This is a genomic window from Lacinutrix himadriensis (assembly GCF_001418105.1).
In the GTDB taxonomy this organism is placed as follows: Bacteria; Bacteroidota; Bacteroidia; order Flavobacteriales; family Flavobacteriaceae; genus Oceanihabitans; species Oceanihabitans himadriense.
The window spans coordinates 72,929-88,134 of sequence record NZ_LIQI01000024.1 but is presented as its reverse complement, the minus strand read 5'-3'; the positions used below and the strand labels follow the sequence as shown (position 1 = coordinate 88,134).

The window sequence follows — 15,206 nt, the reverse complement described above, 5'->3', positions numbered from 1 at the left end:
TACTTCGATTTAAAATTAGGGCATTATAGAAAAGCAAAAGAGTTCCTTAGTCAAGAAAACTTAGGAACTCTTTTAATATTTAATTTGCTATTAATCAAATACTTTATTTTTTCACTATTCTAATCGCTTTAGAACCAGAAGCAGTTTTCACGTTTGCAACATAAACTCCTGTTGCTAAATCACTAATATCATAACTAGCTTCTTCGTTAAATGTTTTTAACAAACGACCAGTAATATTATATAATTTTACGCTTTCAATATTCTTATTAGAATTGATTTGAAAACTATTGGTTACTGGGTTTGGGTAAGCAGTAATATTTGTTGCTTGTACATCTATATTATTTGTAGATAAAGTTGCAGTAGGAGTTACATATACTGTGTATGCTCTTACAGCGGTTCTATCTGGTGCTTGATCTTGAATAATATTTTCAAATTCAAATTTCACAGTAATAGGTGTTGTTGAAATAGTTACTGTCTGAGAAAATGTGTATTCTAAAAATGCGCTAAAAGCATTTGAAGCTTCTATCGCTGTTAAAGTTACTGTCTCAGTTACTCCATCTATAGTAATATTAAGTTTTCCAGAGTTACCTTTAGCTATTTTATAATCAAATTTAATTGTTGCCTCAACAGATCCTGATGAAGTTTGCAATTGGTATTCCATAAAACCATTAAGTGTAGTAGCATTATCTAAATCTCTTAATTGATAAAAAGACGGGTTTCCTGTTGTCCAATTTGTAGATCCTGTTGAAGTCGTTGTAATACCTGTTAGATCTGGAACTGCAATTGTTTCCGTAGCGCCTATAGTTCCATTGATTGTGTATTGCGCAAATGCGGTACATGTAGCAACAAATAATGCCGCGGTTAAAAGTAATGTTTTTTTCATAATGTTTGTTTTTGTTTATTATATGTTCAAAGATAAGTTTATAAAGGGCTTTTCCGTTGCTCGATTCCCCCAAAAACAGACTCATTTCTTGTAAAAGTGCCTGAACACATGGCTTTATGTAAGATTTAGCATACCTACAACAAATTTTAATAGAAAAATTAATTAATGCCTAAAGCACGAAATTTGTAACACAAGAATCTTTAAATACTTGTTTTGTCTTAATAATACAAAAGCAAAAGAGCTTCTTAGTACATACCACTAAGAAGCTCTTTTATTATTTAATCTACTATTAAATAGATACGTTATTCTTTTATAATTCTTAAAGCTTTAGAACCAGATTGGGTTTTAATATTTACAATATAAACTCCTGTTGCTAAATCACTAATATCATAATTAACTTCTTCGTTAAATGTTTTTAACAATTTACCAGTAATACTATATAATGTTACACTCTCAATATTATTAACATTAGAAGCCGCTAATTGAAAACTGTTTGTTACAGGATTAGGGTAAGCAACAATAGAAGCGTTATTTAATTCAAAGTCATTTGTAGTCAATGTAGCTCCAGATGGTCCTTGAAAAGCATCCAAGAAATATTCATTCCCTGTAGATAGTAAATCCGTATCTGGTTGATCAAATAATAAATTTACAGTACTGTAAGAAGCTGCAGTTAGGTTTGCCCCGGTAAAATCGAAGGTGTATTCTTGCCATTGATCAAAAACAGTAACATCATTAGTTACGTTCCTTTGTCCTGTAGTTTCAATTCCATCTCGTAAAAACAATCTTAAACGGCTACCTACAGTTGGCGCTGTATTCGTAGATGGTATATAGGCTCTTATTTTAAAAATAGCAGCCGATTGATTTGCTGTTGTAATTACAGCCGGCAATTGAAACTTTAATTGTGAGTGCACATCCTCCCCTTTTGTGAATTTGGCAACTAATGGACTACTGTTTCCTGTAGTTGTTGGCGTAGCCACTGCTGCTGCTTGTTCTAAAAACACACCGCCTAGTACCTCATTAATTGTTACGTCAAATGTATCTGGGCTATAGTTATGGTACCAATCATTTCCAGCATCTAAAGTTGCCTCGCTAGGAAGTGATGTTGGAGTATTATCTATATTTAATTCAATATCATCAAAGTATAATGTTTCAATAGTAACTGCTCCATTTGCAGGTATAAAAAGTATTGTGTCAAATCCACCATTAGCATCAATTGTACCATTAGCATTATCAGGTAAAGCAGCTTCTGAATAAGTATATTCTTCCCATTCTCCTCCTACTTTATCTGTATTAGATAAATTAATACGATTACTAGCTCCAGTCCCCAGAGTTGAATTAAACATCCTAACAATTATTCTTCCCGAGCCATTTCCATTTGAACCTGAATTTTCGCTATAAAAACGAAATTTAAAATCAAAAGCATCCCCTACAAAATAAGGCTCTGGCAAATGAATTAAAAAGTTGTTGTTAACTGCACCCGATAATATGCTAGATACATTTGTAGAAGTGTTTGGATTTGCTGCAGGATTAACTGTGTCAGGATTCACTACAGACGCTGTATAAGTAGCAGCTGCTACTGGTGTCACATTTAGAAATACATTATCATCCGCAGAATGATGTATAAACGTTTGTGAAACCCCAATGAAGCATGTAAGTGCTAATGTTAATGTAAGTAATTGTTTTTTCATAATATGTGGCTTTATAATTAATTGTTCAAATTTAATTTATTAAAGGGAGTATGTTTTGCTTAATTCACCCAAAAACATTCTCTTTTACTGCAAATACCCCACAACACACTAATAAATAGATTATTACAAGGTAAATAAGATACGAATAACTACTTTAAAAATCGAAAAAAAATAAATTACTTATTACTTAAAGCATAATTAGAATATTTCTTCTTTCCTTTTTTTAGCGATTTAATAGTAGGCATTTCTGGATAACTAACCAAGAAATTATGCGCATCGATTAAGTTAATAATATAATGAGTGGTTCCTTTTGGTAAACTTGCGATTATGGTACCATCGGTGTTAATTTTAGCATCTGTTTTGAACCATTCCTCATAACGATGTCCGCCATTGGTGGTGTATATTAAATTGGCTTTTATCACTTTCGCTCCATTTTCTTGATATTTAAAAGTGACTTGGTTATTATCTTTGGACGCAGATAATACCGTAGGCACCGTTTCTTTATGCTCCATGTCTTTTTTATAATACGGATTGTAAGAAGGATAACTTGCTTTCATTTCTGTTAAAAGAAAAGTAAGCTGCTTATTCATTGTCTTTATTTTCTCAGGATAAGATGTAGCTAAATTATTTGCTTCCTCAATATCTACACGTTTAGTTACGCCATTACTAGTATCGTATAATTGGTATATCTCAAACTCTGGGGTGTCCGGATTATTTTTATAATCATAATTTCTAATAAACTTATAATCACCAACACGCAACGTACTTTGGTAAGAAGCATGTGGAAAATGCCACATCATGCTATTTCTTTCTTTTCCGTTTTTATCTAAAACTAGTTTAGCATCCGTAGGGTCTTTCAATAATAAATTGGACAAATCATCTCCATCTAAAAGTTTGTTTTTAGGTTTTTCAACACCTAATAAAGATAGAATTGTTGGGTAAAAATCAAGTCCGTTTACAACCACATTCGACTGTACTCCTTTTTTAATTCCTGGTCCAGAAATCAGTAAAGGGACTCTTGTACCACCTTCTTTTGCATTTATTTTACCTTTGTCTAACGGGTAATTATCGGTTACAACATCCCCATGCGCTTTTTCCATTCCTCCGTTGTCTGAAGTAAAAATAAGATAGGTGTTTTCACTTAATTTATGACCTGGCCAACGTGGATCGTCTGTGGTTTCTAAATAATTAAAAACCTGTCCGACATAATAATCTAACATTTCTACCATGGCAGCGTAATACGGATTGTTCTGCCCTTTTACATCCCAATGATTAGGATCTGTTGGATATGGCACGCCTAACTTTTCGCAATACTTTTCTAAAAGCGCTTTACTTCTGGTATGAATTGGTGCATGCACTAGAAATGTAGCGTAGTATAAGAAAAACGGGTCTTGTTTGTTTTCTTTTAAGAAATTCAAAGCATCCTGACTATTTTGATGGTATGGAAAACCATTTTCGTCTAATCGGTAAGGATCAGATGCATCCGTGGTTGCAAAATCGGTTAATCGATGTGGTTTTTGCGGACTCGTTGCACCACGATCTGCGGTAGAAACATCAAAACCTTGATCTGTAGGTTGCGGAAAAGCAAAATGATTAATAGCCATATGCCATTTTCCTGCATGTCCTGTGGTATATCCTTTATTTTGCAATACTCTTGCTAGCGTCATTTCATTTTCTGGCATACGTCCGCTATACCAAGGATCCATAATACGCTGTGTCTCTTTGCTTGCATAAACCGTTGGAGGTGCTCCACCAACAACATGCGTCTTTTGGGCTCTTGCCGGATGTGTTCCACTCATTATGGCACATCTACTTGGCGCACAAGTAGGAGCTGGAGAATATGCTTGCCAAAACTGCACTCCTTTTTTTGCTAATGCATCTATGTTTGGTGTTTCGTAAGGAGAAGGTTCGTCTATATCATAAACCTTTACATCTTGCCAACCTAAATCATCGGTAAGCAAAAGAACTACATTAGGTTCTGGCCTATCTATATTCTGCGTTTTTAGGTTTGTTACTTTTGGGTTTTGGGCATTACAGTTAAAACATAAAACACTTGCGATAATGCATGTAATATAATATTTGTACTTCATTTTAGTTTTATTAATTATCCTTTGCTTCATTAGTATGTTCCATAGAATTTCCTTCAGAAGGATTCCTATTCTTTGGCTAAATAACAAAACTATATAATTATATCATATCTGATATTGCCTTAAATTTTGCTTTAATCCGTCAATTCCCTTAGCTTTTAAAAAATAAACACCTCCTCCATTAATAAAATATTTCTAGAAAACCGAAAAACAAGAAGTAACCCCACCCAACCTCAACATCTTATTATCAGTAATTTAAGAATTGAATATTTAGATGGATTACAGAAAGAAATGGGTGGATTAGAGAAACCCTAATAACTATATGCTTATTATATTTATAAAAAAAATTAAAGGCATGATTAACAGGGTTTATTTCATAATTCTATTTTTATTTATCGGTGTTAGCTCTACGGAAGCACAACAACTTTGGTATGAAAATTCTAGCAGTACCAATAACATTAATTTTAATATTGCAACTGCTGGAACATTTACTACGGATGAAACAAACCCAGAAACAAATGGGATAAATTCAAATACCACAGTTTCTAAATTTCTAAGAGATGGCGATACTAGCCCAAAAATTCGCTTTGACTTAACAAATCCTATAACCGATTTATCTTCCTATACGATTTCATTAAAAGCAAATACTTCTATTCCAACTGCAGATTTGAATAATACAAATAGTAGAATCCGATTGTATTTAAGAAATGCAAGTATGGGATCGGCAAGTAATGAATTTCTACAGCTAAACTTTACAGAGGGACAAACATGGGAATCCTTTACTTTTGATTTTAACGGAATAACCATACCTGAAGATGTTGCTTTAGCTGGTGGTTATGATCAAATAACAATTGTACTAGCTTCTGGAGATAATGCAGCACTTACATCTACTTATTTGATAGATACTATTTCTGGCTATTCGGAACAAACGTTACCAAAAGCAAGCTTTTTATCTGGCTCTTGGGGTGTACGATTTAACGTAAATGGAGGAATTAGATTAGACAATACGGAAGACTATGAATGGGTAGCTGGAGCACAACAAATTGCAGATAATTTACCAGCAGTCGGACATGTAATTACAAATTTCACGCATCCAGCACACGGTTATTTTTACACTTTAAGAGGTAACACGCAGGTCGATGTTGCCAATGAAATACATCCAGGGATGGTACCTTCTTTAGAAAACGAACAAATTATATTGGATGCAATTAATATTTTTAAGGCTTCCGGGAAAAAAGTAATTCTGTATGTTAATGGTGCTGGCCCATCCAGTATTCAAGGAAATGTGGATGCCACAGAAGCTGGAATAGTGGTAGCTTGGGAAGATTATTATACGCAGAATTTTGCCGGTGATGAAGGTTTGGCTTGGCAAAATTTAGCAAGAGGTTATTTTGAGCGATTTAACACCTTGGTAGATGGATATTGGATTGATAATGTCTCTAATTTACCAGGAGATTTAGATACTTTTATTGCAATGATTAGAGAAGTACATCCCGACGCGGCTATTGCTACCAATTTAACAAAGTCGTATGTACAGGATCAGAATGGTGATAATATATTAGTAGATACTGACGCAACAATGGATGCAGACCCTACAGATTATAAAGTTTTCTTTTTAGAAGCAAATGACCCTTATATGGATTTTACTGCTGGCCACCCTACGCCACTTGGACAAGGAGCACCACCTAACTCATGGGCTTATGAAGAATTTTCTTTTCCTTTAATTGTAGAAAACCCTTGGTCTTCTTTTGATGGTACTAAACAAACATTAAAACACTATTTTGCACCTATTAGACAGCGATGGAGTGTTCCTAGTGCAGATTTAATTTTTGAAGAGGAACAAGCATATCGTTTTATAAGAACGTTTACAGATGCTGGAGCAACCATCACGTGGAGTACCACAATTACAGATGGTTTTATTACTGCAGATGAAATGGTTATAATGCAAGAATTAAACGATAGAATGGTGCAATCTCCTAAACCAGATTACATACCTTATGTGAGACCAGAAGGAGCGTATTTAGTAGGTGAAACATTAAGTGTGGATTCTTTTGACGCGAACTCTAATAAGCTTGTTTTATTTCCAAATCCTGTAAAACAAAATTTTAGATTATCCAATGAAATTACTTCAGCAAGTATTTACAACGCTAACGGACAGACCATTTTAGAATTTAAAAAGAATCAAGCTTCGTTTGATGTTTCCATACTAATCGATGGCATTTACTTTATGAAAGCATATACCACAAATGGCGAAATTCAAGTTTTTAAATTTATAAAACAATAGCACCAATTGCCACTATTAACTAGTTAAACCAATATAGAATTACAAAAATAAAAACACCCCTCCCTTATGAAAACTAAATTAATTAACGAAAGAAAAGTCCAGCATAGAAATATGCTATTTTATATGTTATTATTTATGGTCTCTTTTTCCTATGCACAAATCGGTATTGGAAATACAAATCCGCAAGCCACTTTAGATATTACAGCTACAAATCAAGCCACACCTTCCAATAATGAAGGTTTATTAATTCCTAGAGTAGATGCTTTCCCCGCTACAAATCCTACAGCTGCCCAACAAGGAATGCTTATTTACCTAACCACAACAGTTGGTCTAAATACAAAAGGTTTTTATCACTGGGATCAACCAACCACTAGTTGGATTCGATTTTCAAGTATTGAAAAACTAAATGATCTTTCGGATGGAAAATCGGATGTAGATGGCACAAATGATGGTTCCTCTGTTTTTATTGGGATTGACGCAGGATTAAATGATGATTCTTCTCATAATCAAAATGTCGGCGTTGGTTTTAACGCATTAATGACAAATGTAAATGGTGATGCTAATTCTGCTTTTGGATTTGAAGCTTTGAAATTAAGTACAGGTATAAATAACTCTGCTTTCGGATTTAAAGCCCTAACAACAAATTCCACAGGACGAAGAAATTCTGCTTTTGGAAGGGGAGCTTTAGAAGGAAATACCACTGCATTTTTTAATACTGCAATGGGAACACAAGCATTAACTACCAATACAACTGGAGCTAGCAATGTGGCCGTAGGTGAATCCTCTTTGTTTTCTAATGACTCTGGAAGTAATAATACGGCAGTTGGTACGCAAGCTTTGTATACTAATACCGGTAACGATAATGTTGCGATAGGTAATTTAGCTTTACACGATAACACAACTGGAAATAGAAATACCGCAGTTGGTACAGAAGCTTTAACTAAAGCCACAGTAGATTCTCTGACTGCTGTTGGTTATCATGCTTTATTTAAAAATGTAACTGGAACATCTAATACAGCAGTTGGTTACGAGGCGCTTAATGAAAACGTTAGTGGAAGTAGTAATTCTGCGTTTGGTCATGGTGCGCTTCAATATAACACAGCAGATGCAATTACGGCTATTGGTTATCACGCTTTACATCAAAATGTAGATGGAATAAATAATACAGCAGTAGGTTACCAGGCACTTAATGCTAACATTAGTGGTGGTAGTAATACAGCACTTGGCTACCTTGCACTTAAACAAAACATTTCTGGTAATAACACTGCAATTGGGGCCTTAGCAGGAGAATTAATTGCAAATGATGATGAGAACTCGACTTCTAATGTACTTATTGGCCATCTAACTGGTCACGAATTAGATGGAAATAACAATGTTATTATAGGACAACAAGCCGGACGCTATTTAAAAGGAGATGAGAATGTTTTTATAGGAAGACAAGCTGGTCGCGATAACGAAGGTAGTTCTAATGTTTTTATTGGATACAGAGCAGGTCTTAATGATCTTTTTGACAATTATAACAATACTTTAATTATTGATAATTCAAATAGTGCAAGGCCATTAATTTATGGTGACTTTGCCAATAACAAAGTTGGAATAGACAAAATAGCAACAACACATGCTCTAGAAGTTAATGGCACAACTGAGGCTACCCAATACAAACTATCTGCTTTAAATACAGCACCTGCTAGCGCAACAGATACAGGTACTGAAGGAGAAATAAGAGTAACTACAACGCATATTTACGTTTGTATAGCCACAGACACTTGGGTAAGATCAGCTTTGGCAACTTGGTAGGATTAAACCCGTAAAGCATTTTACAGAACTAATAGCATTACCCATAAAAACGTATTACAAACAGATAACCGAAGAGATTTTAAGTACACATAACTTCTTTATATTAATTTAACGAATCCCTAACTATTGAAAAAAGGGTAGCAATTTAATTTGCTACCCTTTTCTTATTTAACGGCTAATAGATAGACTATTGTGTGCCTTAGTTACAAAGACTAAACATCTGAAACCCTCACCTTTTTAAAGCTTCCTATTATTAGAAAATTCACGAATAGATATTATGGTGTTTAAATAGAATTTGGAGCATGCATAACGATATTAACTTAACGAATAAGAAGAAATATGCTATAAACAAATCATGCCCTTTAAAAGTATCCGTGGAAGGAATACTTTTAAAGGGCATGAAGCCTAATATCAATCTAGTCGATATTTAATTTATTCTTTTATAAACTTGAATACTTTGCTCGCTGAACCAAAAGTTACTTCAATTAAATAAAGTCCGCTTTTTAAAGTAGAAACATCATAACCTTCTTCCATGCTATCAAATTTCATTACTTGTTGTCCTGTAATGCTGTATACAGCAGCCGTATCTGGGCTTTTACTAAACTGTAAAGTATTAGAAACTGGGTTCTTTAATAATTTTACACTGTTTGCTAATTCAAATGACTCTGTTGATAAAGGCAATTGTTCTGGAGCTTGTACTGCATCTATATAGAAAATAGTCCCATTAGAAGCTGATGTAGCGTCTCCTTGATTAAATAGAAAGACAAATTCATTGTAAATATTATCTGGTGTAGTAGAGCTACCAGTACCAGATGTTAAATCTATAGTAACTTCGTTCCATTGATTTCCAACAAGAGGTGTAATATCAAAACTTTGTTGCGTTACATTATCTGAATCTTTTCGCATACGAATACGTACATTGGAACCTGCAGCTAAATTACATTCCGGATAAATTCTAAAGGTTAAATTACCAGCAGTGTGATCAAAATCTCCTCCAGAAAGTTTTATTCCAGAATTAGCATTATCATCTCCTCTAGTTATTTTTAATACTGTAGGGCTACTGTTTCCCGATAATGATGGTGACGCTTGATTTTCTAAAAATGTTGCTCCACCAGTTTCACTAATAGTTGCATTAAAATTTTCTGGACTATGATCATACATCCAAGAATTTCCAGTCTCTAAATCTGCTGTATCATCTGCAAGAACTGCATTATCTACCTCTACATTAAATTCAACATCATCGAAATAAAATGTTTCTATAAGGTTATCATTATTATTTGAAGGTATTAGTTGTATTCTATCATATCCTGTAGTGGTACCCATAGTTCCTGCACTATTATCATCTAAAGAAGCCGTTGAAAAACTATAATCTTCCCATTGTCCTCCAGTTTTATTTGCAACAGGTAAATTAATACGGGAAGTTCCTCCAGCTCCTAATGTTGAGTTATACATTCTAACAACTACTCTTCCCGAACCACTATTGTTTGCACCTGCACTTGAACTATAATAACGAAAATTAAAAGTAAAAGCATCTCCTACAGAATAACTAGTTGGTAAAGTGAATATAAGGTTGTTGTTTGATCCAGCAGATAAAGAACTAGATACGTTTGTAGAAGTGTTTGGGTCTCCTGCAGGATCTTGTGAGTTAGGGTTTGCTACAGACGCTGTGTAAGTTGCTGATCCTGTGACGCTCAACGTTAAACACTCATCTACGGAATGATGTATAAATTGTGAGAATCCAACTAAAGAAGTAAGGGCTAATGTTAGAGTTAGTAATATTTTTTTCATAATTTAAAAATTTTAATTAATGATTAAAGACTTCTACTCCTTTTTACTTTTTTCCTTTTTTTCCTTTTTTTCCTTTTTTAGCTCCTTTCTCTTTTTTAGATGCAGCTTTTATTTCTTGCGCTCTTTCTTTTCCAAAAGCATCTTTAAGTGCCTGAGAAAATGCTTTATTAGATTCTTTTCTTTTTGCTTTTAACTCTTCAGAACCTTTTTCATAATTTTGACTAATCTCAGAAGTAGCTTCTACATGTTTTGTTTTTAAAGCAATTAAAGTTTCCTTTTCTTGGCTTGTTAAAGTTGTTTTACTTTCTACAGCTTCAATATAAGCATTCACTTTTTTTTCTGCTTTTTGAGCAAAAGAAGAACTAAAAACTGCTAGACTAAATACTAATAATAATATTGCTTTTTTCATAATTTAAAATTGGTTTGAAATTAATTAATTGTTTGAACAACAAACTTAATTTAAATCTATGTTAATGGCTTTCTTATATTCATCATTTAGTTGCTCAAAACTATCATTTTCATCGTTTTGAGTACTCTGAAGGCGAAACACCGTGTAATTTCTTAAAGGAGGTAGAAAAGTAAGAATTCGATTCTATACCTATTTGATACATCACTTCTGCCACATTAAAACCAGTATTAGCATCCAATAATTCTGCAGCTCGCTGTAATCTAAAATTACGTAAATACGCATTTGGCACTTGCCCGGTAAGTTGCTTTAATTTTCTATAAAAATGAGAGGAACTTAAACCTGCTTCTATAGAAAGTTCTTCTACTCCAAAATTAGAATTGGATAAGTTTTCCTCGATTATTTTAGTGATTTTTTCTAAAAATTCTAGATCTTTTTTAGATAAGGCTAATTCTTTTTTGTTCTTTGGAGGCAGACTATTTTTCGAAAAATATTCTTTTATCTTCAGATTGTTTTCAATTAATTTTTTAAGACGAAGTTCGAGATGTTTTAAAGAAAACGGTTTGCTAATATATTCATCTGCTCCAAACTCTAAACCTTTAATTAAATCGACATTATCTCCTAAAGCTGTTAATAATAAAACAGGCATTTGACAAGTTTCTGGATTGGCTTTTATTCTTTTACATAATTCAAAACCATCCATTTCTGGCATCATCACATCACTTATAATCGTACTAAATTCTGTTTTTTTAATGGCGTCTAATGCTTCCACTCCATTGTTTGCTATGGTAATATTATAAGTGTCGGAAAGTGCATTATTTAGAAAATCTTGAATATCTAATTCATTTTCAACCACTAAAACATTATGCTTCTTTTTATCTTTTTGTTTGCTATCCGCATCCTTAACATTATTTGCTTGTAACGGCACCCAATTTTTTATGAATGTCTTTTTCACTCCAATATCTTCGATCTCTACTTCTTCAATTTTTGAAGATGGAATAATCACCGTAAAACGGGTTTCTTTATTGGGTTTACTTTTTACAGAGATGCTTCCATTAAATAAATCTATCAAAGATTTACAAAAGGATAAACCTATTCCTCCACCACTAACATTACCATCTTCATTTCCTAATTGATAAAATCGTTCAAAAATGTTATTTAAACTCTCTTTAGGGATTCCTTTACCGGTATCTACAACATCTATTTTAATGTTCTTCTCATTATTTTCAAACACAATGGAGGCATCAATACTTATGGTACCTTGAACTGGTGTGTTTTTAAAAGCGTTGGAAAGCAAATTAAAAAGTATTCTTTCCAGCTTTTCTACATCTATTATAATCTCTTCATTTGGAGAACTTATTTTGTAATAAAAATTAATGTTCTTTTCTAAGGCATAATTTTCAAAAGCTTCTGTTGTTGGATATAAAAAATCTCCTAGAGTAGACTTGGTATAGTTTAAATTTAGATAGCCTTGTTCTGCTTGTCTAAATGTTATTAATTGATCTATTAAGCTTAAAAGACGATGTGTATTTCTTTTTATAATTGCTAAAAACTTCTCGCTTTCTGGGTTATCATTATTTTCTATAACTCTATCTAATGGACCAGAAATTAATGTAAGCGGTGTTCTAAACTCATGCGACAAGTTTGTGAAATATTTAAATTTACCTTGGTTAACAACCTCCATTCTATCTTTATCTATTTGCTCATAGATAAGTTTTTGTTTTAATTTTTCATGCTGTACAAAATAGAAAACTATACCAACACCAATACCTAAAAATATAAGAATCAATAGCGCGTAACTCCACCATGTTTGATACCAAAGCGGTAAAACTACTACCGTTAATTTTTTAGTAGAAATACTCCAAATACCATCGCCATTTGCCGATTTCACCTGCAGTGTATATGTACCTGCAGCCAAGTTAGTATAGGTTATGGCAGATTTCCCCTCATCTGTTTCTACCCAATCTTTATTAAAGCCTTCTAACTTATATGCTATTTTATTTTTTGTAGGTGCAGCGGTATGCTCGGCAACTAGATTAAAAGAAATAATACGCTGACTCTTACTAATAGTAACAGTATCGGTTTCTGAAATCGCTTTTTTAAGAATGGTAATATCATTTAATTTTTCACCAATTTCTATGGGTTTATTATTAATTAACAAGGAGGTTATTAAAACTTTTGGTGCTTGTTTATTTAAGGAAATTTTTTGTGGATCGAAGATGGTTAATCCATTTAAACCACCAAAATACATCAATCCAGATTTTCCTTTGGTATATGCAGATTGTCTATAATTGTTTTGCAACAAACCATCACTTACATCAAAAACATTTACTTTCTTGGTTTCAGTATTAAATCGAACCAATCCCATATCGGTACTAATCCATAAATTACCGCTATTTTCTTGTGGTAAGATTCCGTAAACAACATCATCTGGTAAGACATCGTTTTTTCTGAAATATTCCATTTTCAACGGATTGTTATCTGCATCTAATGTTAATTTATTTAAACCACCACCAAAAGTACCAATCCAAATATTCTTTTTAGCATCTTCATGAAGCGTAAAAATGCTATTATAACTTAGTTTACTAGTTCCGGTTTTATTTTCTTGATATTGTCTAACTACTTTAATTTCACCAGCTTCATAACTGCATTGTAACAAACCAGAATCGGTACCAAACCATAATTGATTATCACTATCCTGTAAGAAACATTGTACTCTACTTGCTTTTACTTTTAAGCTAGATTTAATATTAATCTTTGGATTTTTATTTTGATCGATTTCTTTCCACGGATTTTCAATAACGAGAACGTTATTCCCTGCGAAAACAATATCTGTTTCATTTACTTGTGCTATTTTTCTTGTCACAAGCATTTGTATTTCATCTTCTGCTGATGCAAACCGAACCTCTTTAAATGCTTTATTATTTGGATTGTATACGATTACTTTTTTATCGGTACCAAACCAAATGTAATTTCTTTGATCTTGATAAATACAGCGTATTACATCATTATCTTTAATAGGTAATTTGTTTTGTAAATCTTCAAATTTAATTTTGTCTAGATTGTTTTCGGTAATAGCGTCAATACTTCTAAACAGTTTTTTATTGTAACCAGAAATCCAGATTTTGCCATTGTTATCTTCTAAAATAGAAGTTATTAAATTATCGGCAATAGAGAACTTATCGTATGGGTTGTTGGTGTAAGAATAAAATGGTTTTTGAAAAAGATCTAGCTTGTTAATCCCTCCTTGTGCAGTACCGACCCAAAGCACATTAAAACTATCTTGATAAACCGCATTAATTTGATGGCTACTGATGCTCTTCTTATCCTTTGCATCGTAATTAAAGTGTTTAAAGGAATTTAGAATTGGATTGAATTTGTATAATCCATCTCCTTTTGTTCCAATCCAAATGGCATTTTCGCTATCATTAAAAAGACCATTAACAAAAAAATCGGAATCTTGATTTGGAACTTTGATTTTTTTAATTAAATATTTAGAACTGGAGTCTAAATTGGAACTGTATAAACCTTCTGAGGTACCAATCCAGAATATATTATCTACTTTAATTATTTCGATAATTTCTTTATCATTAAAAAAACTAAAATCCTTTGAATCTGGAATTTCGGACTTTACGATTTGCTTTTCCGATTGATAACTGACTTTCTTCAAGCCTTTATTGGTTCCTAAAATGATGGAATTATTTAGTCCGAAGGTAAACGTATTAATATGAATCTCTCTGTCTTTAGCATCCAGAATATTTTCCGAAACATCAAAAACTCCTTCCTTAAGATCTTTTAATTTACAACGGATTAATTCTTTAGAAGACGTAACCCAAACATAGCCATCTTTTTTAGAATCTATTTTAGTTACATCGATATTATATTTAATTGGAACGGTAAAAAAACGTTCTAAAGAAGGAATATAAATATTGACACCTACATTGGTCCCAATCCAAAGGATGCCATCTTTATCGTTAAATAAATAGGTAACATTATTACTAGAGATAGCACCTTTACTTTTAGATTGCGTGCTATATGTTTTAAACTCATATCCATCGTAACGAATTAATCCATTGGGAGTTGCATACCATAAAAAACCATATTTATCTTGTTCAATGGCATTTACAGTGTTTTGATTAAAACCTTCTTTGTTAGAAATTCTTTCAAAGTTTTGCGAATACGTTTGTTGTGTAAATAGTGTTATTAGAAAACCAATAAAGAATATAATTCTATGCATGTTACATTTTTAGTTTGCCTTAAAAATATACATATT

General features: G+C 32.7%; 8 protein-coding genes. 2 read left to right on the top strand and 6 right to left on the bottom strand.

Annotated features, from left to right (window positions below; translation table 11 throughout):
• Nucleotides 1-103 precede the first annotated feature (103 nt).
• From AMD28_RS12315 to AMD28_RS12305, 3 genes are all read right to left on the bottom strand, one after another.
• Nucleotides 104-883 (bottom strand): T9SS type A sorting domain-containing protein, encoded by a 780-nt coding sequence (locus AMD28_RS12315; RefSeq protein WP_055444448.1) that lies wholly within the window; start codon nt 881-883, stop codon nt 104-106.
• Nucleotides 884-1,185: 302 nt separating this feature from the next.
• Nucleotides 1,186-2,571, bottom strand: coding sequence for a T9SS type A sorting domain-containing protein (locus AMD28_RS12310; protein ID WP_055444447.1), 1,386 nt, complete (start codon nt 2,569-2,571; stop codon nt 1,186-1,188).
• 176 nt (nt 2,572-2,747) lie between these two features.
• Nucleotides 2,748-4,661 carry a sulfatase gene (locus AMD28_RS12305; protein ID WP_083478303.1) on the bottom strand — a complete coding sequence of 638 codons (1,914 nt, stop codon included), beginning with the start codon at nt 4,659-4,661 and terminating at the stop codon, nt 2,748-2,750.
• A 352-nt stretch (nt 4,662-5,013) separates the two neighbouring features.
• Between AMD28_RS12305 and AMD28_RS12300 the strand changes: the two genes are divergently transcribed.
• Complete coding sequence (locus tag AMD28_RS12300; RefSeq protein ID WP_055444446.1) at nt 5,014-6,942, top strand: T9SS type A sorting domain-containing protein; 1,929 nt, start codon at nt 5,014-5,016, stop codon at nt 6,940-6,942.
• A gap of 66 nt (nt 6,943-7,008) precedes the next feature.
• The gene (locus AMD28_RS12295; RefSeq protein ID WP_055444445.1) at nt 7,009-8,739 is read left to right on the top strand and encodes an autotransporter outer membrane beta-barrel domain-containing protein; all 1,731 of its coding nucleotides are present in this window, start codon (nt 7,009-7,011) and stop codon (nt 8,737-8,739) included.
• Nucleotides 8,740-9,171: 432 nt separating this feature from the next.
• Here AMD28_RS12295 and AMD28_RS12290 read toward each other — a convergent pair whose 3' ends face one another.
• From AMD28_RS12290 to AMD28_RS12280, 3 genes are all read right to left on the bottom strand, one after another.
• Nucleotides 9,172-10,527, bottom strand: a complete 1,356-nt coding sequence (locus AMD28_RS12290; protein ID WP_055444444.1) for a T9SS type A sorting domain-containing protein — start codon at nt 10,525-10,527, stop codon at nt 9,172-9,174.
• Nucleotides 10,528-10,570: 43 nt separating this feature from the next.
• On the bottom strand, nt 10,571-10,936 hold the full coding sequence (locus AMD28_RS12285) for a hypothetical protein (RefSeq protein WP_055444443.1): 366 nt from the start codon (nt 10,934-10,936) through the stop codon (nt 10,571-10,573).
• A 109-nt stretch (nt 10,937-11,045) separates the two neighbouring features.
• On the bottom strand, nt 11,046-15,170 hold the full coding sequence (locus AMD28_RS12280) for a hybrid sensor histidine kinase/response regulator transcription factor (RefSeq protein WP_055444442.1): 4,125 nt from the start codon (nt 15,168-15,170) through the stop codon (nt 11,046-11,048).
• Nucleotides 15,171-15,206 lie beyond the last annotated feature (36 nt).

Coding starts and splice junctions, on each gene's coding strand:
- AMD28_RS12300 (WP_055444446.1), top strand. CDS start 5,014: ATGATTAACAGGGTTTATTTCATAATTCTATTTTTATTTATCGGTGTT.
- AMD28_RS12315 (WP_055444448.1), bottom strand. CDS start 883: ATGAAAAAAACATTACTTTTAACCGCGGCATTATTTGTTGCTACATGT.
- AMD28_RS12295 (WP_055444445.1), top strand. CDS start 7,009: ATGAAAACTAAATTAATTAACGAAAGAAAAGTCCAGCATAGAAATATG.
- AMD28_RS12290 (WP_055444444.1), bottom strand. CDS start 10,527: ATGAAAAAAATATTACTAACTCTAACATTAGCCCTTACTTCTTTAGTT.
- AMD28_RS12305 (WP_083478303.1), bottom strand. CDS start 4,661: ATGAAGTACAAATATTATATTACATGCATTATCGCAAGTGTTTTATGT.
- AMD28_RS12310 (WP_055444447.1), bottom strand. CDS start 2,571: ATGAAAAAACAATTACTTACATTAACATTAGCACTTACATGCTTCATT.
- AMD28_RS12280 (WP_055444442.1), bottom strand. CDS start 15,170: ATGCATAGAATTATATTCTTTATTGGTTTTCTAATAACACTATTTACA.
- AMD28_RS12285 (WP_055444443.1), bottom strand. CDS start 10,936: ATGAAAAAAGCAATATTATTATTAGTATTTAGTCTAGCAGTTTTTAGT.